Consider the following 22,025-nt stretch of genomic DNA (forward strand, 5'->3'; position numbering starts at 1 on the left):
CCGCGTCAGCCATGCTCAGCAGCAACGGGTCGCCCCTGATCATGGAGCCCTCGACCCTGCCCCTGCTTGCCGCGGTCCTCGGTGCCTGCGTGGGCAGCTTTCTGCAGGTGGTCGCCTTTCGCCTGCCTCGGCAGGAGTCGCTCATCCATCCCGGCAGCCACTGCCCCCACTGCGGCACCCCGCTGGCCTGGTTCGAGAACGTGCCCGTGCTGGGCTGGCTCTGGCTGGGCGGCCGCTGCCGGACTTGCCGCCGCAGCATCAGCCCGCGCTATCTGCTGGTCGAACTGCTCTGCGCCGGCCTGTGGGTGGCGATGGTGTTTGCCCAGCCGGCCGGTCTGGGGCCGGCCCCTGCCGCCTGGATGCTGGTGGCGGCGGGCTGGCTGCTGGTCAGCTGGCTGATCCCGCTGGTGCTGGTCGACCTCGACGCACTCTGGCTGCCTGAGCCCCTCTGCCGCTGGGGACTGTTGCTTGGGCTGGCCTGCACGGCGGTGATCGGCTTCAGCCAGGGTGAGGAGGTGGGCCGGGCGCTGCTGTTTCAGCATCTGCTCGCCGCCGGGATCGGCCTGCTGGGTTTCGAGGGCACCAGCGCCCTGGCCGAACGGCTCCTCGGCCGCCCTGCCCTGGGCCTGGGCGATGCCAAGTTGGCTGCCCTGCTGGGAGCCTGGCTCGGTCCCACCGGTCTGGGCCTGGCCGTGGCCCTGGCCATCGGCGGCGGAGCTGTGGTGGGCGGGCTGGCCCGCCTGCTGGGCCGGCTGGGTCCACAGCAACCCTTTCCCTTCGGTCCGTTCCTGGCCTGCGGTGGCGTGCTCGTCTGGATCGGCGGCCATGGCCTGTGGCTGCAGCTGCTGGGCTGGCCCGGTCCTTAAATGTGATCGGATCCTCCGAGTTTTCCCGTGTCGCTGTTCGACTGGTTCGCTGACCGCCGCAAGGCTGCACCAGTGGTGCGCGTCAACCAGGAAAGCGATGAAGGCGATGGTCTCTGGAGCAAGTGCCCCGAGTGCGGCCTGGTCACCTACCGCAAGGATCTGCAGGCCAACGCCAGCGTATGCAAGGGATGCGGCTATCACCACCGCATCGACAGCGAGGAGCGCATCCGGCTGCTGGCCGATGAGGGCAGCTTCGAGCCCCTTGACACCGAGCTGGCCCCCACCGATCCCCTGGCCTTCAAGGATCGCCGCCACTACGCCGACCGGCTGCGCGACAGCCAGCGCAGCACCGGCCTGCGCGATGCGGTGGTGACGGGGTTGTGCCGCCTCGATGGCCATCCGCTCGCCCTGGGGGTGATGGACTTCCGCTTCATGGGCGGTTCGATGGGTTCGGTGGTGGGCGAGAAGCTCACCCGTCTGATCGAGAAGGCCACCGATCGCCAGCTGCCGGTGCTGATCGTCTGCGCCTCCGGCGGTGCCCGCATGCAGGAGGGCATGCTCAGCCTGATGCAGATGGCCAAGATCTCCGGGGCGCTGGAGCGGCATCGCCGGGCCGAACTGCTCTACATCCCCCTGCTCACCCATCCCACCACCGGCGGAGTGACCGCCAGCTTCGCCATGCTGGGCGACCTGATCCTGGCCGAACCGAAGGCGCTGATCGGCTTCGCCGGCCGCAGGGTGATCGAGCAGACCCTGCGCGAGAAGCTGCCCGATGGCTTCCAGACCGCTGAATACCTGCAGGATCATGGCTTCGTGGACACGATCGTGCCCCGTCCCCAGCTGCGCAGCACCCTGGCCAGCCTGCTGCGGCTGCATGCGCCCAAGACCTGTCTGTCCCTGTCCTGAGCCCCCATGGACGATGTGATGCACCGCTGGATCCGTTATCTGGGCCGCCTCGGCCTGAGCCTGGCCCTGCTGCTGCTGCTTGCCCTGCCGGCCCAGGCTGGTTCTGTCGACTGGCGGGAGCTTCCCGCCACCGAGGAGGGCAAGCAGTGGTGGGATGCGGGCAGCCTGCGGCGCACCCGTGACGGCAACCTCAGCGTGTTGTCACGCTATCTGCCGCCTCCGGAAGAGGAGGGTCGCCCTCGCCTCGGTGATCTCTATGTGATGGAGCTCGACTGCGGTCAGAAGCTCTACCGCGACACTGCCGTGAACGGCGTTCCCCGATTCAAGGCCGACTGGCAGCCAGCCGGTGGTGATCAGCTGCTCGACGCCATGATCGACGCCGTCTGCGCCGCCGGCTCCGACCTGCCCGCCTGAGTGGCCCCAGTCGCTCTCCCTTCCCGATTGTCACAATGAGTCCAGCTCTGTCGACCCTTGGCGGCCGCCGTTCCAGCCAGCCGGTGCGGGTGGCCGTGGCGGGTCTGGGTTTCGGGGAGACGGTGCATCTGCCCGCCCTGCGCAGTGGCCTTCTCACCGAACCGGTGGCCCTGTGGCATCCGCGGGCCGAGCGATTGGAGCAGGCCTGTCACCGCGCCGAACTGCCCGGCCACACCGATTTCGATGCCCTGCTCGGCGACCCGCAGATCGAGGCGGTGGTGATCGCCACCCCACCGGGCCCCCGGTTTGATCTGGCCCGGCGCGCTCTGCTGGCGGGCAAGCACCTGTTGCTGGAGAAGCCCGTGGCCCTGGAGGCGGCCCAGATCGAGGAGCTGCAGCGCCTTGCCCTGCGGCAACGCTGCTGTGTGGCGGTGGATTTCGAATACCGGGCTGTGCCGTTGTTTCAGCAGATGGCAGCCCTGATCGCAGAGGGGGTGCTGGGTGATCCCTGGCTGGTGAAACTGGATTGGCTGATGAGCAGCCGCGCCGATGGCCAGCGTCCCTGGACCTGGTATTCCCAGGTGGAGCAGGGCGGCGGGGTGCTGGGCGCCCTCGGGACTCACGCCTTCGACACGCTCCACTGGCTGGTGGGCCCGACCCGCAGCCTTCGGGCCCAGCTCAGCACTGCCATCACTGAGCGTCCCCTGCCGGGGCCGGGCGAGGGTCGGGCGGCGGTGGATGCCGAAGACATCGCCCTGCTGCAGATGGTTCTGGGCACCGCCTCTGGCGTCCGCACCCCGGCCCAGGTGACGCTGGCCTCGGTGACCCGTCAGGGCCGGGGCTACTGGATCGAGCTCTATGGCAGCGAGGCCACCCTGGTGCTGGGTTCGTCCAACCAGAGCGATTATGTGCACGGCTTCCAGCTGTGGATGGCCCGGCCGGGCGAGGCGCTGCGGCCGCTCCCAGCCGATCCGTCACTCGCCTTTGCCCGCACCTGGGAGGACGGCCGGGTGGCACCGGTGCAGCGGACTCAGCAGTGGTGGGCCGAGGCGATCCGTGAGGGCCGTCCGATGCTGCCGGGCCTGGCGGAAGCGGTGGCGAGCCAGCGTTGCTGCGACTGGGCACGGCAGGGCACGTCGGGCGAAGCGTCCCTGGCGCTTGATCCCTGAGTCAGGCCGTGGAGCGGCACTGGTGAGGGCCTGGGTCTTGAGGGGGATCCCCTAGACTCGCCGCCAGACCAAGGCGGGTTGACCGACCCCGGCCCGGCTCCTGAGCCGGACCCCTTCAGAGCACGGCTCCACCCGAGCACGGCCCTACCTGTCCCCTGGTGTCACCCAGTCCCATACCCACCGATCCGAGGTTCTATCCATGGCGCTCGTTCCGCTTCGGCTGCTGCTTGACCACGCCGCTGAGAACGGCTACGGCATCCCTGCCTTCAACGTCAACAACCTGGAGCAGGTGCAGTCGATCATGGAGGCTGCCTACGAGACCGACAGCCCCGTCATCCTGCAGGCATCCCGCGGTGCCCGCCAGTACGCCGGTGAGGCCTTTCTGCGGCACCTGATCCTGGCCGCCGTTGAAACCTATCCCGACATCCCGGTGGTGATGCACCAGGACCACGGCAACAGCCCTGCCACCTGCTTCGGTGCCGCCGCCAACGGTTTCACCTCGGTGATGATGGACGGCTCACTGATGGCCGACGCCAAGTCGCCGGCCAGCTACGAGTACAACGTGGCTGTGACCAAGGAAGTGGTCGACGTGGCCCACGCCATCGGCGTGAGCGTCGAAGGCGAACTGGGTTGCCTGGGTTCCCTGGAGACCGGCATGGGTGAGGCCGAGGACGGCCACGGTTTCGAGGGCAAGCTCGACCACAGCCAGCTGCTCACCGATCCCGCTGAGGCCGCCGACTTCGTCGCCAAGACCAAGGTCGACGCCCTGGCCATCGCCATCGGCACCAGCCACGGCGCCTATAAGTTCACCCGCAAGCCCACCGGTGAAGTGCTGGCGATCAGCCGCATCGCTGAAATCCACAAGGCCATCCCCAACACCCACCTGGTGATGCACGGCTCCTCCTCGGTTCCCCAGGAGTGGCTGGACATGATCAACAAGTACGGCGGCGCCATCCCCGAGACCTACGGCGTACCCGTCGAAGAGATCCAGGAGGGCATCCGCAATGGCGTGCGCAAGGTGAACATCGACACCGACAACCGCCTCGCCTTCACTGCCGCCGTGCGGGAAGCCGCCTTCAAGGATCCCGCCAACTTCGATCCCCGCCACTTCAACAAGCCCGCCCGGGCCTACATGAAGCAGGTGTGCCTGGATCGCTACCAGCAGTTCTGGTGTGCCGGCAACGCCAGCAAGATCAAACAGCGCGACATCAACTACTACGCCGCTCTCTACGCCAAGGGCGAACTCGATCCCAAGACCGCCGTGGCCGCCTGATTGATTCCCGGTACGTCACCGGTCGACAAGCAGGCCACATTGAATCGGTCCAGGGGAGCATAAGCTCCCCTTTTTTCATGGATGCATGCCGCTCTGGCTAAGGATCAGCTATCGGTGCCTGAGGTGAAGGACTCGCTTGGGTCGCCAGGTTGGAACGACGCGGATCGAGGAGGGCCTCAATCCCTTTCTCCAGGGTCTCCTCCATGGCGATGCGAGTACCGTCGCTCACCACCACCCGCGTCAAGGTGGGCAGACCGCCGTTGCGCGCCTTGAGATACACCGGCTCGACATAGAGCAGCGCCTCGCCAACCGGCATCACCAGCAGATTTCCCTGGATCACCTGGGAACCAGCTCGATCCCAGAGACCGAACTGCTGACTGATCCTGGGATTCTGATTGATCAGGGCCTGAATCTGCTCTGGCCCGAAGATCGGTGTCTGGCTGGGGAAGCGCAGCAGCACCAGTTCACCGTAGTGGGGAGCATCGCTGCGTGCCGCAAGCCAGCCCGCCAGGTTGGGGCGTGCCAGGGGGGTGAGGGGCTGCAGCAGCAGGAATTCAGGTTGTTGCCGGCCAGCCACCTGGCCGCTGATGTGATAAGGCTTCACCGGCACCTGACTGTTGCCGTAGAGCTCCATCGGCACCTGCCAGACGTCGTCGCCGCTGTAGAACACGCGGGGATCGGTCACGTGATAGCGCAGCAACTGGGTCGTCTGTAACTCAAACTGGCGCAGGGGATAGCGGATATGGGCCTGCAAAACGTCGGGCATCTTCCAGAGGGGTTGAAACAACCCCGGGAACAGACGCCTCCAGCTGGCGATGATCGGGTCAGTGGGCTCACTCACATACAGCTGCACGGAGCCGTTGTAGGCATCGACCACGGCCTTGACGGAATTGCGCAGATAGCGGATGTCCGGGTCGCCTGGCACGGCGGCGCTGTAGGGATAGGTGCGGCTGGTGGTGAACGCATCCACGATCCAGTACTGATGCTGCGCGCGGGGGAAGTGGCCATCCTGCCTGAGTTGGACTGAAACCAGATAGGGCTCATTCTCGAAGCGGAGAAACGGCGCCAGGGTGCGAAGTCGTTCACGCACCTCGCGGCGCAGCAGCAGGCGGGTCGAGCTGGTCAGAGCCCCCTGGCTGAGCAGTTTCGGTTCGCTCAGGTAAAGCGATGCCGCCAGCCGCTGCCAGGGATGGCCGATCGGTACGCCGGCGGTGCCGCTGTACCGCGAATAGAAGTTGTCGTCTCCCTGGGGGTAATCGAACTCCTCCACCTTCGACGGAGCCAGGGCATAGGGGGAGCTGAGGGCGCCGAAGTAGAGCGCCGGCCGGCCGATCGGGATGCCGGCCTTCACGGCTGCGGCGCTGATCCCCAGTTGACGACTGCCCTGCACTCGGGTGGAAGCGCCCAGATCACTGATGAAGAATTCAGGCAGTCCATCCGGACCGCTGGTGTTCACCGGCGACACCGTGAAGCCATTGCCGTGGGTGAAGACCAGATGGCGGTTGAGCCAGGTGCGCGCCGCCGTGGGCAGGGCCGCCTGATCCATTTCCCGTGGCGTGATGATCACCTGTTGCCGCCCGCTCCCCTGGCTGTGGCGCAGTGCGTAGCGATCGACGGCCGGCTCGGAGAAGCGGTAGTAGACACGGAGCTGCTGCAGCTGGCGGTTGGTGGCCAGCAGGGGCTGGCTGTCCCAGAGGCGGATGTTGCGCAGGGTGGCCTGACCCTGCTCGACATCGGCGCGGGTCAGCCGGTCGCGTGGGTTGACATTGCGACTGGAGATCCGATCCAGCTGAAAGGCATGGCGGGTCGCTCGGATCGAGCGCTCCAGGTAGGGGGTCTCCCGCTCGAGCTCCCGCGGCTTGACCACCAACAGCTGAACCAGCGGCAGCAGCAGGGCCTCCACCAGTGGCGTGGCCGCCAGGGCGAGAGCCGTGCAGCCGATGGCGGCCCCCCGCAGGCCCCGCCGCGGCAGGGGCACCAGGATCACCACCGCCAGCGTCAACGCCAGCAGGGCAGCGAGGGTGCGCAGGGGTAAGGAGACGTGCACATCGAACCAGCCAGCTCCGGGCACGCTGCCCACGGTGCTGAGCAGGAGCTGGTGGCGTCCCAGCCAGAAGGCGGCGGCGGCCAAAAGGGACAGGGCCGCCAGGGGGGCGCGCAGGGCCAGCAGCTGGGGGGGGGTGAAGCCGGCGAAACGGCCATCGCTGAGCTGGGGTGGCCGGGCCAGCACACCCCAGAGTCCGCAGGCCAGTCCTCCGATCAGCAGACAGCTCAGCAGGGTGAGCAGAAAGGCGAGTGCGGGGAAACGCAGCAGGGCGAAGCTGATGTCGGCCCCGAGCAAGGGTTCGGTGATCCCCGCATCGCGGGCCACCAGGGCCACGCTCCAGAGGCTCCAGCCTCGAGCCAGGGCCATGGCTCCCGCGGCACCCAGCACACCCGCCACCAGCCGCGCCGTTGCCATCGGCCGGATCAGCAGAGCCAGCAGGACCAGGGCGCTCGCCAGCAGCATGGGCAGGGAGGGTGGCCCCTCCAGGGCGATCAGGCCATGCAGGCGGCTGGGATCGAACGGGGCCAGCAGCAACCGCCGGGCCAGCCACAGCGCAATGGTCAGGGCCACCACCTGCAGCCCGGCCAGCAGGGTCAGAACGCCGCCATAGGCCAGGGGCGGCAGGGTGTGGCGCTCCGGAGCGAGGCGCGGCAGACGCCAGAGATGCCGCAGCCAGAGCTGCAGCCCCAGTGCCAGGGCCAGACCCACCCCGAGCCCTGCCAGCTGCAGGGTCCAGCGCAGCAGAAGCACGCCGCTGAAACCGAACTGGGCGAACCACTGCCACTCGATCCAGAGGCGCGCTGAGCTCCAGAGCAGCAGCACGCCCATCATCCCCACCACCAGAGAGAGCAGCAGGCGCTGGGGAAGGGAGAGGCCGGACAGCCGCGGCGTTGTCATGGGCACGCGGATCGCTGATTGAGCGTAGGCAGGCGCGTTGCAGCCAGCACCAGCAGCGCGACAGCCAACGTCACGATTGAAATCCCGACTCTCAAAGTCGGGATTGGTGCAGGCTGCTCGAAACCGCTGATAGCCTCTGTTGAGCTTCAGTCGTAGCCGTGACGGTCACCCTCTCCCGCTCCACCCTGACGGGGCCCACCTTCACGGGGCTGCGCTGCAAGGAATGCGGCCACGCCTATGAGGCCACCGCCCGTCATGTCTGCGAAGACGTCTGCTTCGGGCCGCTGGAAGTGGTGTACGACTACGACGCGATTCGCGCCCGCGTCAGCCGCGCCACGATCGAGGCCGGCCCCACCTCGATCTGGCGCTATCGTGAGTTTCTGCCGATCCAAGGCGACCCGATCGATGTCGGCACCGGCTTCACGCCCCTGCTCAAGGCCAACCGTCTGGCCCGCCGGCTCGGTCTCAAGAATCTCTACATCAAGAACGACGGTGTCAACATGCCGACGCTCTCGTTCAAGGATCGGGTGGTGTCGGTGGCGCTCACCCGGGCCCGCGAACTGGGCTTCACCACGGTGAGCTGTGCCAGCACCGGCAACCTGGCCAATTCCACCGCCGCCATCGCCGCCCATGCCGGCCTGGAATGCTGTGTGTTCATCCCCAGTGATCTGGAGCTGGGCAAAGTGCTCGGCACCCTGATCTACAACCCCACCCTGATGGCGGTGAAGGGCAACTACGACCAGGTGAACCGCCTCTGCTCCGAGGTGGCCAACACCTATGGCTGGGGGTTTGTGAACATCAATCTGCGCCCCTATTACTCCGAAGGTTCCAAGACCCTCGGCTACGAGGTGATCGAACAGCTCGGTTGGCAACTGCCCGACCACATCGTGGCGCCCCTGGCCTCTGGTTCCCTGTTCACCAAGATCCGCAAGGGCTTTGATGAATTCATCAAGGTAGGCCTGGTGGATGAGAAGCCGGTGCGCTTCAGCGGCGCCCAGGCTGAAGGCTGCTCCCCGATCGCCCAGGCCTTCGCCGAAGGCCGCGACTTCATCACCCCGGTCAAGCCCAACACCATCGCCAAGTCGATTGCCATCGGTAACCCCGCCGATGGTCCCTATGCCATCGACATCGCCAACAGGACCGGTGGCAGCATCGCCGCGGTCAACGACGAGGAGATCGTCGAGGGCATCAAGCTGCTGGCAGAAACTGAGGGCGTGTTCACCGAGACCGCCGGAGGCACCACCATCGCCGTGCTCAAGAAGCTGGTGGAGCAGGGCAAGATCGACCCCAACGAAACCACCGTGGCCTACATCACCGGCAATGGCCTCAAGACCACCGAAGCCATTGCCTCCGCCATCGGTGAACCCTTCCTGATCGAAGCCCAGCTCGACAGCTTCAACAGTGCCTGGGAGCGGGCCCAGGCCCTGCACCGGGCCGACTGGGACACGATCGGCTGATCGCTCGTTCTTCGCTCTGTTTCTTCTTTCTTTCCTCCATGGCGATTCAGGTTCTGATCCCCACCCCCCTGCAGAAGTTCACCAGCAACGCCGCCAGCGTTGATGTGGACGCCACCAGTGTCGACGAGTTGCTTCAGGCCCTCGAAGGCCATTTCCCCGGGATCCTGGCCCGTCTGTGTGACGAGAACGGCAAGTTGCGCCGTTTTCTGAACGTCTACGTCAACAGCGAGGACATCCGCTTCCTTGACAACCAGGCCACCCCACTCAAAGACGGCGACGAAGTCAGCATCGTGCCCGCCGTAGCCGGCGGCTGACCAGGAGGGGAGGCCCATGGTTTTCCGCGCCCAGCTGTGCCTGCCAGCACTCAATGGGGCAGGGATTGTCCATAGGCTCAGCGCATCTTCCGTGCAGCTGGATCCATGACCCAAGCTCCCGATGCCCCCATGGCACTGAAGCCGGATCAGAGCGCCGCCCTGTCGATGGCGGCGGCGGGCAAGGCCCAGCTCTTTGACTACCGCCAGGCCGCCAATCCGGTGCGGCGCGGCCTGACCGAGCCGATCCCGGAGGGGCGCTGGGGGCCTGAGCTGCACGCCAACGGCCCAAGCGCCATCCTTCCCCTCGATCTCAGCGACGAACTGGGTTGTCGGGGTCCGGCCACCAGTCCTGCCCTGAGTGCCAACTTCATCCGCATCCTGGCGGGTGAAACAATCAGCGCCGGGGCCAATGCCACCAGCTTCCTGTTTTATGTCTGGCGTGGGGCCGGCCATTGCCTGCGGCCGGCCGGTGCCTACGGCGGTCCGTTCAATCAGCCCTGGAGCCAGGGGGATCTCTTCGTGCTTCCGTGCGGTGAGGCGGCCCAGCTGGAGGCCCAGGAGGAGAGCGTTCTCTACTGGGTCCATGACGAGCCCCTGCTCAACCACCTGGGGGTGAGCGCCGATCAGCCCCGCTTCGAGCCCACCCACTACCCAGGCGAGTGGCTGCGGCGGGAGTTGGCGGCCCTGGCGGCCGACCCCAGCAGCGCCCGCAGCAACCGCCTCAGCCTGCTTCTGGCCAACAGCGATCTGCCCAGGAGCCGCACCGTCACCCACACCCTCTGGGCCATGTATGGGTTGGTACCGGCCGGGGCCATCCAGCCCCCCCACCGCCACCAGTCGGTGGCCCTCGACCTGGTGATCGCCTGCGCACCGGGCTGTGCCACCCTCTCTGGGCCCGAGCTCAATGCTGATGGCACGATCCGCAATCCCCTGCGCATGGAGTGGGAGCCCGGGGCAGCCTTCGTGACCCCGCCGGGCCACTGGCACGGTCACATCAACGAGAGTGGCGAAGACGCCCTGCTTCTGCCGATCCAGGACGCCGCCCTGCACACTTACCTGCGCAGCCTTGACATCCGCTTTTCCGCTCCTTGAACGACACTCTGACCAGCATTGAGCAGCTGCGGCACACCGGGCATCCCTTCATCTTGGCCGATCACCAGGGTCTGATCCTGGAAGTGAACGACAGTTTTGAACAGGTGTATGGCTGGCATCAGGCCGACCTGGTCGCCAAGCCGCTCAGTGTGATCCTGCCGGATGCCTTCAAACTGTCCCATCACCTTGGCTTTTCCCGCTTTCAGGTCACTGAAGAATCGAAGGTGCTCAACCATCCCCTGCGTCTGCGCACGGTCTGCAGCTCCGGCGCCGAAGTGGTGTCGGAGCACTACATCGTGGCCGAAAAGCGAGGCGATTACTGGTGCTTCGGCGCCACGCTCACACCCCTGCCTGAAGGCACCGAGCCCACCGTGGGCTGACCTGATCAGTGAGGGCGGATCAGATCCGGCAGGCTGAAGAGACCGAGGCTGCAATGTCTTCGGCCACTGCAGGCGATGGCTGGCCGGCACCGGCTGAAGCGGCGGCGGATTCATAGGCCTCCACGATCCGGCGGAAGTCCTCACCCTGCAGCGTTTCTTCCTCCACCAGGCGATCCACCAGGTCGTCGAGCAGGGGGCGGCGTGTCTCCAGAAGAGACACCGCCTGATCGAGGGCTTCCTGGGCCAGCGTGCGCACCCGCAGGTCAATCTCGCGGCCGGTGCGATCGGCGTAACCCGGACGGGTTTGGATCAGATCACGGCCCAGAAACACTTCGGCGCCATCACCCTCCAGAGCCACTGGCCCGAGGCTGGAGAAGCCATAGCGGGTGACCATTTCGCGGCAGATCCTGCTGACCAGCAGCAGATCTCCACTGGCACCCTGGGTCACTTCGCTGGCCCCGAACACGACAAGCTCAGCGGCTCTGCCGCCCAGGGCCACCACCAGGCGAGCCTGCAGATAGGCCTTGGTGATCAGGCCGGAATCGAGGATGTCCTCGTCGGGCATCATGCGAGCAAAACCGCCCACACCACCAGCCCGAGGGAGCAGGGTCACCTTGTCGAGTTTGTCGGCATGGGGCACCAGCGTGGTGAGCAGGGCATGGCCCACCTCGTGGTAAGCGATCAGGCGTTTCTTGGCACCGTCCTGCAGGGGAGCCACCGTCAGCCCCATGGTGATCCGCTCGAGCGCATCGGAGAGGGCGGCATCGTCGAGAACGGTCTGCTGTCTGCGGGCGGTGAGGATCGCGGCCTCGTTCAGCAGGTTGGCCAGGTCGGCACCTGAAAAGCCTGGGGTGCGGCTGGCCCAGACCCCGAGGCTCACCTCGGGACCCAGGGGCCGGCTGCGGGCATGGACCGCCAGGATGGCCTCGCGGCCGCGTCGATCCGGCAGGTCGACAGTGATGCGGCGATCGAACCTGCCGGGCCGCATCAGGGCCGAATCCAGCACATCCGGACGGTTGGTGGCCGCCAACAGAATCACGCCGGAGTTTTCCTCGAAGCCGTCCATCTCGGTGAGCAGCTGGTTCAGCGTCTGCTCGCGCTCGTCATTGCCGCCACCGATGCCGGCGCCGCGCTGGCGTCCGACCGCATCGATCTCGTCAATGAAAATGATGCAGGGCGCCTTGGCCTTGGCTTTGCGGAACAGATCGCGAACCCGGCTGGCGCCGACTCCCACGAACAATTCGACGAATTCCGATGCCGCCATCGAGAAGAACGGCACACCGGCTTCTCCGGCGATCGCCTTGGCCAGCAGTGTCTTGCCGGTGCCGGGAGGGCCCACCAGAAGAACACCTCTGGGGATCTTGGCACCGAGGCTGGTGAAGCGCTCCGGTGACTGCAGAAAGGTCACCACCTCCTGCAACTCCTCCTTGGCCTCGCCGATGCCGGCCACATCTTCGAACCGCACCGTCACGGTGCCGTCCTCCTGAAGCCGCGGCTGGCTGCGGCCGAAGCCCATCGCCTTGTTGGCCGCCGAGGCGGAGCGGCGTAGCAGCAGACTCAGCCCTGTGAGCAGCAGCACCACCAGCAGCACGTTGCCCAGCAGGCCTGCCGCGGCCTCGTCCTTGCGGTCGTCGCGCACCGTGAGCGGCACGCGAGCCTCCTCCGCGGCGCGCAGCAACATCTGGTCGTTGCTGAACACCGCCACCGACTCCTTGCGGCCGTCCTGGAAGGTGACGCGCACCTCCCGCTGACGTGGCGACAGCTCCAGGTCCTTCACTAGGCCCTTGTCCAGATCCCGGAGCAGCTGGCTGTAGCTCAGCTCGGCAGGGCGGCCTGAACTGGTGCCAGCAGCCGAAGGAGCAACAGAAGAATCTGCGGCGGCTTTCGCCGGAGCCTCTGCGCCGGAGGAGGGAGAGGCGGCACCAGGAGCGGCACCATCAATGGGTTTGGACTTGGGATCCCCGTTCGGGGAGGCCGTTGAAGGGCTGGCGCTCACGGGATCTTCGTTCTGAAGACGAGCTTAGCGATTTGACGAAAGGCAAGTTGACCACGGAAGATCGTTGTTTGGCTGCTAAGGAAACCCAGGGATGGCTGTTCCCAAGAAGAAAACCTCCAAGGGCAAGCGCAATCAGCGCCATGCCACCTGGAAGGGCAAGGCTGTTGTGGCGGCCCAGAAGGCCCTTTCGATCGGCAAAGCCGTGCTGAGTGGCCGTGCCCAGGGCTTCGTCTACCCCGTTGCTGACGACGACTCCAGCGCAGACTGAGGATGGAGGTCGGCCTGAGGGCCTGGCCCGCTCCAGAGGCAGCGGCGTCTGCTGTCCAGCAGGATCACCGCTTCAGCGGACAGGTTCTGGTACCAGTTGGGCGGCAGGCTGTAGAGGCAGGAGCGCACCAACCCCTCCAGGCGCTCCATCGGTAAAGCCGATCCACTCAGTCGGCGTTGCCTGGCTTCGGCCTGAAAGCGCCAGCGCCGCGCCAGGCTCCAGCGCTGGGGGCGCAGTTGCCATAGCGCACTCAGCTCCTGCCAGAGGGGCTGATAGCTCTTGAGATGGCAATTCCAGATCGGCAGCCAGGCCTGTTCCTCCGCACTAAACCCCGTAGGGATGAGGCTGATCAGCCGATCAGCAGTGGCGCTGTGCGTTCCTGCGAATCTTTTTTCGGCCGCGTAGCTCTCGCTGGAAAGAAGGGCCTGAAGAGTGGCTTCCGGTATCTCCCGGCAGCCCAGGAGCCAGCCGTCGAGCAGGAGCAGCTGCGGTTCGCCTTGCCACTGGCCACAGCGATCCCCTTCCCCCTGCCGCAGCCGCTTATCAAAGCGGGGCAGCACCAGCGTTCCGCCCCGGCGCCACTGGGCGATGGCAGCCTGGGCCAGGGCGGGATCGTGGCTGCCGGGTGGACCGCGCAGCACACCGAAGGGATTGCCGGCCATGGCCTGCTTTCGCTCCGTCCAAGGCAGATAGAGGTCGTCGATCGATGCCACCGCGATCGGCAGGTCCAGCTCCCGGGCGAGGCGTGTGATCAGGGCCAGCAGGGTGCTCTTGCCGGCGCCGATCGGGCCATTCAGGCCGAGCACATGGCGTTCGCCGCTGTCGACCAGCTGGCGGCAGCGTTCCAGCAGCGGCAGCCAGCCGCCCCAGAGGAGCGATGGATGGGCCGTCGGCGCTGGGCTCAGGTGCGCCAGTTGGGTCTTCCACTTCTGAACCCAGCTGACCGGCTCAGTGACGCCGCCGATGGCCAGCAGGTCTCTGTAAGGCTGTTCAGGAAACATCCTGGCCGGTTCCGATAGCCAGAGCGGGGCGGCGGAATCGGTATCGGTCACGACGCGACTCACGATCCCAGCTTGAACGCCTCCAGCACCACGGCGTACACCCCACCCATCCGCAGGTTGTCAACCAGAACCCAGATCAGGGGTGGCTCCTGCCGGACCCAGCGGGTGCGGAGCCGCACCAGCAGTTCGGTCCCCAGCACACAACCCAGCACCACCATGGGCCTCCCTCCTGGGGCCTTCAGCAGGAGTAGGGAGGTGAGGTTCTGGCCCAGGTAGAAGCCGATCAGCAGGGCCAGCAGGGCCAGGCTGCGCACCCGCCAACCTCCTGCCACCGCACCGCGCAGCTGCTGCAGCCAGCGGTCCTGGGCCTGTTGCCAGCGGGTCTGGCTGAGGGGAAGGCGGGTCATGGGCGTGCCGGATTTCAGGCCGGATCCAGCAACGATTGCAGATAGGAGAGCGTGATCTGCCCCTGCACGCAAGCCGGCCCCCGCTCGATCAGGTTGGGATGCTCCGCCTCACCAAGGTGATCCACCACGGCGGCGGCCTTGGCGAAGGCCTGGGCCGGCTCGGCCGCGCTGAAGGCGCTGCGGCTGATCAGGCAGGTAAGCCCCGCCCCGCAGGCGGCCCGCAGACCGTTGACGGAATCCTCAAGGGCGATGCTACGGCCGGGCGTCGCCCCCAGCTGCTCGCAGCCGAGCCGATAGGCCTCGGGGTCGGGTTTCTTGCGGGTCACGTCGCCTCCGCAGATCCACACGGGTAACAGGCTGACCGCTTCAGGCAGCTGCGCCTTCATCAGAGCTGCCACCGCCTCGCGTCCGCTGGTGGTCACGATCGCCTGGGCCAGCCCTGCTGCTGCCGCCTGCCGCATCAGCCGCACCACACCGGGTCGCAGCTCCACCCGCCCCTCGCCCAGCAGGCAGCGGTAGTGCTGTTGCTTGCGGCGTTGCAGCGCCTGCACCCGTTCCGGGTCCGGTGCGACGCCCTCCACCTCGGTGAGGAAGGCGCTGATCCGCTCGTGGCCGCCGCTGATCGCCAACAGGCGGCCGTAGGTGTCCACATCCCAGTGCCAGGGCAGGCCCGCCTCGGCGAAGGCAGCGTTGAAGGCCGGCCGGTGTCCGTCGCGCTCGGTTTCGGCGATGGTGCCGTCCACATCCCAGAGCAAGGCCTCCAGTGGCATCGGCAGGTTGACAACGTCTGACCTCAGGCTGCCAGGCCTGCGGCAGCGCCGCAGAATGGGGAGCCTTCGCCGCGCACCGTTGCTCCCTGAGCATCCCGAGCAACGCTGGCAGCTACCGCCGCCCTTGCCCGCAGGCGATCTCACGCCCTCGCTGGATGGCCAGGCATTGCCAGCCGAGCTGCTGGCGGTGTTGCGTCGCCGCGGGCTGAAGAGTGCCGCCGCGATCGAGGCCCTGCTCGATCCACCGGCAGCCCCCGATCCCCATGCCCATTTCGCCGATCTGGCCGTGGCGGTGCAGCGGCTGGAGCAGGCCTGTCGCGAGGGTGAACGGTTAGCGATCTGCGGCGATTACGACGCCGATGGCATGACCAGCACGGCCCTGCTGGTGGGGGTGCTGCAGCGCCTGGGCGCCCGGCCGATGGCCGCCATCCCCAGTCGGCAGGACGATGGCTACGGCCTCAATGCCGCCATGGTCGAACGGCTGGCCGGCGAAGGGATTGCCCTGCTGGTGACGGTCGACAACGGCATCGCCGCCGCGGAGGCCCTTGAGCGCGCCCGCCAGCTGGCCGTGGAGGTGATCCTCACCGACCATCACACGATTCCTGAGCAGCGGCCGCCCTACCTGGCCCTGCTCCATCCGGCCTGCACGCCGCCCGAGTCCCCCTTCCGCAGCCTGGCCGGGGTGGGCCTCGCCTACGTGCTGGCCATGGCCCTCAGCCAGCAGATGGGCAGCCGCCAGGGCCTGGACGCTGCCCGCGATCTGTTCTGCATCGGCACCATTGCCGACATGGCGCCCCTGCTGGGGGTGAACCGGCGCTGGTTGCTGGATGGCCTGCCCCAGCTGCGCCGCAGCCGCCTGGCCGGCCTGCAGGCCCTGCAGCGGGTGGCGGGCCTGGAGGACGATGCCGTGGATGCGCAGGTGGTGGGCTTCCAGCTCGCTCCGCGGATCAACGCGGTGGGGCGCCTCGGCGATCCCGAGCTGGTGGTGGAGCTGCTCACCACCGACGACCCTGATCGCGCCCTGGAGCTGGCGCGTGACTGTGAAGCCCTCAACCGCCAGCGGCGCGAACTCTGCGGCGCCATCGAGGCCGAGGCCATTGCCCTGGTCGACGCCGATGGCCCCCATCGCAGCCACTTCCTGCTGCTCGCTCAGAGCCATTGGCACCACGGGGTGATCGGCATCGTCGCTTCGCGCCTGGTGGAGCGCTATGGCCGGCCGGTGGCCCTGCTGGCCGGCGAGGGAAACGGCCGCTTGAGGGCCTCGGTGCGGGCCCCGCGTGGTTTTGCCGTGGACAGGGCTCTGCAGGAGTGCACCGATCTGCTGGAGCGCCATGGCGGCCATCCCGCCGCCGGGGGGTTCACGGTGCTGGCCGAACGGGTGGCGGCCCTGCATGAGCGGCTCGATGGCCTCGCCGCCGCCTGGCTGGGGGGCCAGGTCGGTGGCCCGGTGGTGGAGCCGGATGCGCTGCTGCGGCTGGAGCGGATCGACCGGCCGTTCTGGCGGCAGCTCCAGCGGCTCGAGCCCTTCGGGATCGGCCATGCCACGCCGGTGTTCTGGGCTGCGGACTGCCAGGTGAGCAGCCAGAAGTTGCTGCGTGGTGGCCATCTCGAGCTGGAACTGCGCCAGGGGGAGGCGGCCCTGCGGGCAATCGCCTGGCGCTGGCAGGGCGAGGCTGTGGTGCCACCGCGGGTGGACGTGGCATTCCAGCTGCGCAACAACCGCTGGCAGGGGACCGAACGGCTGCAGCTGGAGTTGGTGGCCCTGCGACCCAGCGGTGCCGAGGAGGTGCTGCTGCAACGGGCCCATCGCACCTACCGATGTCGCCGCCAGGGGGAGGCGGTGCTGATCTGCAATGCCGCCGGTGAGAAGCTGCTGTCTCTCCCCGATGGTCGCCTCACCGACGCGGATAGCGGCTGCAGCCGGCCCGAGCATCCGTACCTGCGCACCCTGGTGCAGGAGGCTTCGATGGCCCTGGGACTGGTGGCCTGATGGTGCGCCCCAGCCCCCGTGCCCAGATCCAGCATCTCGGTCGCCATCTGATCGACCTGGGATTTCTCGGCCTGATGGTGGGGGCCGCCTGCTGGCCCCTGAACCTGGTGGACCGCTGGCAGGATCGCCTGCTGGAGAGGATGCCCGGTTTCGGCGGGGGGGCGTGGTCGGCCGCCAGTCTGGCGCTGGTGCTGGTGCCGCTGGTGGTGATGCCCCTGCTGCTTGTGCTGCAGGCGGGCCCCTGGAAGGACGGGCGGGGATCGGGCATCCCCCAGACGATGGAAAGCCTTCACGATCCGGAGCGGCGGGAGCTGCTGCTGGCGGCCACGCCCACCTGGAGGCGCTCCCTGCTCTGGACGGTCGCCAGCCTCGCCCTGTTCTCGCTGGGACGGGAAGGCCCGGTGGTGCAGGTGGGGGCCAGTGTGGCCCATGCCCTGCGCCGTCGCTTCCCGGCGCTGCTGCGGGGGCTGGTTCCTGGCGGCGTATTGGCGATCGCTGCCGGAGCCGGTTTGGCGGGTGGCTTCAACAGCCCCCTGATGGGGGTGGTGTTCATGGCTGAGGAGCTCACCGGTCGCTTTCAGTCGGCCCTGATCTGGCCGGGCTTGATGGTCTGTGCCACCGCTGCCCTGATGAGCCATTGGGGTGGCGAACCGCTCTACGGACTTGGGGTGGTGGCCAATGCCACCCCTGAGACCGAACTGCTGCTCTGGGCGGTGCCGATTGGCCTGTCAGCCGGACTGCTGGGGGGGGCGTTTGCCTCGCTGCTGCTGGCGACAGCGCGACAGCTGCGCGTTCGGGTGCTCCGCCACCCCTGGCTCTGGGGGCTGGGGCTGGGTCTTCTGGTCAGTCTGATGCTGCTGGTCAGCGGCGGCCTCAGCGGCGGGGATGGCGAGCGCCTGATGACCCTGCTGATCGATGACCAGAAGCCCATTGCCACCGGCTGGCGGTGGTTGGGGCTGTTGGTTCTGCGAATTGTGGCCCCGATCATCCCGCTGGCGGCAGGTGTGCCAGGCGGCCTGATCGATCCGGCCTTCACCCTGGGGGCCGTCTTCGGCTCCGGGGTGATCGAGTGGTTCGGTGGTGATCCTCACGTGGGTCTGGCTCTTGGCATGGTGGCGGCCCTGGCCGGCGCCACCCAGTTGCCGGTGATGAGCATGCTCTTTGCCCTGCACATGGCAGGAGATCAGCAGCTGCTGGCAGGCCTGCTGCTGGCAGGGGCCCTGGGGGCCTATGCAGGGCGGATGTTGCTGAAATTGCCGGTGTACCACGCTCTGGCGGCCCTGGATCAGCCGAATTCGAACGCAGGCAGCGAGGCTACGTCGTGAAGTGATGTTGCATCGTCTGAGGCCCAGACCGCTTGCATCGGTGTGCGGCATTGCTGGCACATAGAATTGGATTTGGAGGAATCCTGACTCAGGAATCGCCTCCCTAGGGCTATCTCCTCTCCGGTAAGGGCCCACCACAGACGAGGCAGTACTGCATCATGGGTAAGGCCATCTCTGGTCGTGGTGGTGGTCGCAGTGATGAGAGGAGCGGAGCCCATCGAGGACAAAGCAAGCGGGCCAGGCCTGCGCGTCCTCACAGTGATGTTTCGAAGGACTCGAACTTTTCGCCCACCTCCGTCGGGCTGGCTGAGCTGGAGGCACCTCTCGATCTGATCGAGTGCAATGACCTCTCGATTCGGCGACCCGATGCCGTACAAGCTTGCGCAGCCGTACTCATCTTCGCCGAGGGAGAGCATCCCTTGGTGGCAGCCTCGGAGAACTGTGCGGCTCTGTTTGACCTCAGCCTGCCGGAGCTGTTGAAGCGCTCACCTGAGCAGCTCTTCGGTGGGGAGGCTGCCGCCGTTCTCGCCGGGGTGTTGACCCAGGATCGAGGTCTTCAGAATTTTTCCCTCGAGACCAGCAGCGGTCTTTCCCTTCAGGCGAGCTGTTTCTCCTGCAGGCCCTACGTGGGGCTCTGCCTGGAGCACCCGAGCCTTGCGGACCATGCCGGTCGGCAAGAGGAGCCGAGTCCAACGGAGCTGTTGCGATCCATCACCACCGCCACTTGCCTGCTACAGACGATCGATGAAGCCTCGGAGGATGGATTGGAGCCTTTCTCCAACACCATGGTGAACGTGGTGCGCACCATCACCGGATTTGACCGGGTGATGCTCTATCGCTTTGATTCTGATTGGAACGGCATTGTCATTGCTGAAGATCGGGCCCCAGAGGTGGCGACCTCCTACCTGGGATTGCACTTTCCTTCTTCGGACATTCCCAGGGCAGCGCGGCATTTATTTCATGCCAATTCGGTACGCACCTTGGTGGACATGCAGCGCCCAGCTTCAGCTCTGCAGTACACCAAGGCGTATAGCCAGGCTCAACCTGTCGATTTGGGTCAATGCCATTATCGCGATGTGTCGGATGTTCATCGTCGCTATCTAGTCAACATGGGAGTGCGTTCTTCCCTCACTTTCGCATTGTCGGTCAATAACAAGCTCTGGGGGCTGATTGCCTGTCACAACATGGACCGCTCCCGGCAGATCAGTCCCACTCAGCTGGTCATCTTCAAAAGTTTTAGTGACATTATGTCAGTGGGGCTCTCGCGGATCTTGGCGCGGCAAGAGAAGCAGGCTCTAGATGAGATCACGAGACTTTGCAATTGGATTCGCGATCAGTCGGCCAAGTCAGTTTCCACTAACTTTGTAGAGGTAATTCTCAGGCCAATCGTTGATCAACTGCCTGATCTTATCGGTTGCGATGGATTTGTCTACATCTCTCCGACGGTACTGTTTTCCAGTGATAACGCTCCCAGCGCTTCCGGCATCGAGAAAGTGCGTTGTTTCTTTCGTGATTGGTCGCGTCATCAGCAATCATCCAGTCTAATCACAGCACGTCTGCGTGATTACGGTGTTTCCCTCTCCAGTTCAGATCAAACGAAGGCTGCTGGTGTCATTGCGATTCAAAATGCTGATGATGCTACGAAGATGTTGTTATTCCGCCGACCCCGATTATTCTCCAGCACCTGGGCTGGAGATCCGAAGCATCGTGTGGTCAGGCTTGAGGGTGGTGGTGGGCTAGACCCCCGTTCCTCCTTTGAACGTTTTGTCGAGGAAAATCATCACAGCTGCTTGGAGTGGACCCTGGCCGACCAGGCCGTGGCGTTCCAGCTGTTTGATACGCTCAGCCATGCTCAATTTGTGATGGATCGCCGCGACAGTGTCGAGGCACTGAAAATCGCGAAGCTAGAAGCGATTGAGGCAACCGAACGCATGACTCATGCAGCCATGCACGATGAGCTTACGGGACTGGCAAATCGGCGCATGCTTGAGATTGAACTGCAAGGCTCGATTCAACGGAGTCTCCTCAGTCTCGATGAGCTTGAAGCTAAGCTCACGGCACTATTGCATCTCGATCTTGATGGATTCAAGCGGGTGAACGATACCCTTGGTCATGATTCAGGTGATCAGTTGCTGGTCATGGTCGCTAATTCAATTCGTGGATGCCTTCGGCGCGAAGATCTGGCGGCGCGAATGGGTGGCGATGAATTCATCGTGCTAACTTCTTGCGGCCGAAGTAAGGATGCTATTGAAGCATTGGCTTCGAGATTGCTTCAGGTTCTGAGCAATCCAATCCAGATTTCGGGTAAAGTCTGCCGGATCAGCGCAAGCATCGGCATCGCGATTGTCAATCGCCAGGATAATTCGTCCTCAAGCCTGCTGCGTCGAGCGGATATTGCTCTGTATGAGAGCAAGCGAAAAGGCAAGGGCTGTTATTCTTTCTATGATGAAAATCTCGACAAGGCTTTTAATCAGGAAGTTCAGCTTGCCGAGGAATTTGAGATCGGTTTTTCCCGATCCGAATTGCTACTTTATTACCAACCCCTCTTTCGTGCCGATTCTCGCCGCTTGGTAGGGGCTGAGGCTCTGGTGCGCTGGAATCACCCCAGGATGGGATTGCTTGCACCGGGACAGTTCTTCAATGCTGTGGATCAGGCCAGGATGATGGCCGCATTAGATCATTTCTCCCTGAGCCAGGCGCGTGACGATCTCCGGAGATGGATGGAGCAGGGGTTGTCGCTGAGCAAACTATCCGTGAATGTGTCTGCGGATCGGTTGCTATCACAGGATCTTGTCAAGCACGTCCGCGCTCTGGACTTCCCTGATGGGGTACTCGTGTTTGAGCTGCTTGAGTCGATTTATCTGGATTATCCCGATCAGGATCTCCTGGACAAGATCCGCGACCTGCAGGATCTGGGGGTACGAATCGAGCTGGACGACTTCGGCACAGGACGCACCTCTGTGATCAGCCTGATGTCCGTCAAACCCTCCGGCATCAAGCTGGATCGAGGCCTGGTGATTCCAAGCCAGGAATCGCAAGACGCTCGGTGTCTGATGAAATTGGTGGTCGATATGGGCCACTCACTGGGGATCTCCGTAACGGCAGAGGGAGTGGAAAACATGGGAACCGCAAAGCTGGCGCACGACTTTGGATGCGACATGTTGCAAGGATATGGACTGGGAAGGCCAATGCCCCCAGATCATTTCCTGGGCTTCGCACTGAAAAATCATGCAGAAACCATGGCCTAGATCAGCATGCACCCCCATCATGCCAAGACCGAAACTAATAATATGATGGCGTGATCCCAACCGTTTCATTATGTCTCTTAAGCATCATCAAGTAATGCTTATTCTGTTCACGCGCTCGTTTTTGATGCAAATCCCAGCTGCTTAAGTGGGAAAAGTAGATACAGGATCAAATGACTGCGAAATGAGTGAATTGATCGTGCTGATA

At 65.2% G+C, this 22,025-nt stretch carries 18 protein-coding genes; 13 read left to right on the forward strand and 5 right to left on the reverse strand.

Annotated elements, in window-relative coordinates; translation table 11 throughout:
• Positions 1–11: 11 nt before the first annotated feature.
• The 5 genes from VB716_RS05700 to fba all read left to right on the forward strand — a co-directional run bounded on the left by VB716_RS05700 (position 12) and on the right by fba (position 4,628).
• Positions 12–866 (forward strand): prepilin peptidase, encoded by an 855-nt coding sequence (locus VB716_RS05700; RefSeq protein ID WP_231597932.1) that lies wholly within the window; start codon positions 12–14, stop codon positions 864–866.
• A 27-nt stretch (positions 867–893) separates the two neighbouring features.
• Positions 894–1,772, forward strand: a complete 879-nt coding sequence (accD, locus tag VB716_RS05705; protein WP_322758664.1) for an acetyl-CoA carboxylase, carboxyltransferase subunit beta — start codon at positions 894–896, stop codon at positions 1,770–1,772.
• Positions 1,773–1,778: 6 nt separating this feature from the next.
• Positions 1,779–2,186, forward strand: coding sequence for a hypothetical protein (locus tag VB716_RS05710; protein ID WP_231605326.1), 408 nt, complete (start codon positions 1,779–1,781; stop codon positions 2,184–2,186).
• Between the two features lie 35 nt (positions 2,187–2,221).
• Positions 2,222–3,355, forward strand: a complete 1,134-nt coding sequence (locus VB716_RS05715; protein ID WP_323248341.1) for a Gfo/Idh/MocA family oxidoreductase — start codon at positions 2,222–2,224, stop codon at positions 3,353–3,355.
• A gap of 199 nt (positions 3,356–3,554) precedes the next feature.
• On the forward strand, positions 3,555–4,628 hold the full coding sequence (gene fba, locus VB716_RS05720; RefSeq protein WP_197156084.1) for a class II fructose-bisphosphate aldolase: 1,074 nt from the start codon (positions 3,555–3,557) through the stop codon (positions 4,626–4,628).
• 97 nt (positions 4,629–4,725) lie between these two features.
• Here fba and VB716_RS05725 read toward each other — a convergent pair whose 3' ends face one another.
• The gene (locus VB716_RS05725; RefSeq protein WP_231597930.1) at positions 4,726–7,572 is read right to left on the reverse strand and encodes a UPF0182 family protein; all 2,847 of its coding nucleotides are present in this window, start codon (positions 7,570–7,572) and stop codon (positions 4,726–4,728) included.
• A 158-nt stretch (positions 7,573–7,730) separates the two neighbouring features.
• Between VB716_RS05725 and thrC the strand changes: the two genes are divergently transcribed.
• The 4 genes from thrC (at position 7,731) to VB716_RS05745 (ending at position 10,815) form a co-directional block, all read left to right on the forward strand.
• On the forward strand, positions 7,731–9,029 hold the full coding sequence (gene thrC, locus VB716_RS05730) for a threonine synthase (RefSeq protein WP_197156082.1): 1,299 nt from the start codon (positions 7,731–7,733) through the stop codon (positions 9,027–9,029).
• Positions 9,030–9,067: 38 nt separating this feature from the next.
• The gene (locus tag VB716_RS05735) at positions 9,068–9,343 is read left to right on the forward strand and encodes a MoaD/ThiS family protein (RefSeq protein ID WP_197156080.1); all 276 of its coding nucleotides are present in this window, start codon (positions 9,068–9,070) and stop codon (positions 9,341–9,343) included.
• A 105-nt stretch (positions 9,344–9,448) separates the two neighbouring features.
• Positions 9,449–10,435: a cupin gene (locus VB716_RS05740; RefSeq protein WP_323269975.1), complete on the forward strand. Its 987-nt coding sequence runs from the start codon at positions 9,449–9,451 to the stop codon at positions 10,433–10,435.
• A complete protein-coding gene (locus VB716_RS05745) occupies positions 10,432–10,815 on the forward strand; it encodes a PAS domain S-box protein (protein ID WP_231597928.1) in 384 nt (127 codons plus the stop codon). The genes VB716_RS05740 and VB716_RS05745 overlap by 4 nt, the downstream gene beginning before the upstream one ends.
• A 19-nt stretch (positions 10,816–10,834) precedes the next feature.
• Here the strand turns inward: VB716_RS05745 and ftsH are convergent, their stop codons facing one another.
• Entirely contained in the window at positions 10,835–12,634 is a 1,800-nt protein-coding gene (gene ftsH / locus VB716_RS05750) for an ATP-dependent zinc metalloprotease FtsH (protein ID WP_416238086.1), read from the reverse strand.
• Between the two features lie 268 nt (positions 12,635–12,902).
• On the opposite strand from ftsH, the gene rpmF reads away from it, so the two are divergent.
• The gene (rpmF, locus tag VB716_RS05755) at positions 12,903–13,079 is read left to right on the forward strand and encodes a 50S ribosomal protein L32 (protein WP_197156077.1); all 177 of its coding nucleotides are present in this window, start codon (positions 12,903–12,905) and stop codon (positions 13,077–13,079) included.
• Here rpmF and VB716_RS05760 read toward each other — a convergent pair.
• The 3 genes from VB716_RS05760 to VB716_RS05770 are packed head-to-tail and all read right to left on the reverse strand — an operon-like array spanning position 13,043 to position 15,257.
• Positions 13,043–14,143, reverse strand: coding sequence for a hypothetical protein (locus tag VB716_RS05760; protein WP_323269977.1), 1,101 nt, complete (start codon positions 14,141–14,143; stop codon positions 13,043–13,045). The genes rpmF and VB716_RS05760 overlap by 37 nt on opposite strands.
• Entirely contained in the window at positions 14,140–14,487 is a 348-nt protein-coding gene (locus VB716_RS05765) for a DUF565 domain-containing protein (RefSeq protein ID WP_197156073.1), read from the reverse strand. Before VB716_RS05765 ends, VB716_RS05760 begins: the two co-directional genes overlap by 4 nt.
• Before the next feature lie 14 nt (positions 14,488–14,501).
• Positions 14,502–15,257 (reverse strand): HAD-IA family hydrolase, encoded by a 756-nt coding sequence (locus VB716_RS05770; RefSeq protein ID WP_322758668.1) that lies wholly within the window; start codon positions 15,255–15,257, stop codon positions 14,502–14,504.
• Positions 15,258–15,312: 55 nt separating this feature from the next.
• On the opposite strand from VB716_RS05770, the gene recJ reads away from it, so the two are divergent.
• The 3 genes from recJ to VB716_RS05785 all read left to right on the forward strand — a co-directional run bounded on the left by recJ (position 15,313) and on the right by VB716_RS05785 (position 21,820).
• Positions 15,313–17,247 (forward strand): single-stranded-DNA-specific exonuclease RecJ, encoded by a 1,935-nt coding sequence (recJ, locus tag VB716_RS05775; RefSeq protein ID WP_323269978.1) that lies wholly within the window; start codon positions 15,313–15,315, stop codon positions 17,245–17,247.
• Positions 17,247–18,572, forward strand: coding sequence for a chloride channel protein (locus VB716_RS05780; RefSeq protein ID WP_197156069.1), 1,326 nt, complete (start codon positions 17,247–17,249; stop codon positions 18,570–18,572). The genes recJ and VB716_RS05780 overlap by 1 nt, the downstream gene beginning before the upstream one ends.
• Before the next feature lie 158 nt (positions 18,573–18,730).
• A complete protein-coding gene (locus VB716_RS05785; protein WP_323269979.1) occupies positions 18,731–21,820 on the forward strand; it encodes an EAL domain-containing protein in 3,090 nt (1,029 codons plus the stop codon).
• Positions 21,821–22,025 lie beyond the last annotated feature (205 nt).

This window comes from Synechococcus sp. CCY9201, from assembly GCF_034931105.1.
GTDB lineage: Bacteria > Cyanobacteriota > Cyanobacteriia > PCC-6307 > Cyanobiaceae > CBW1002.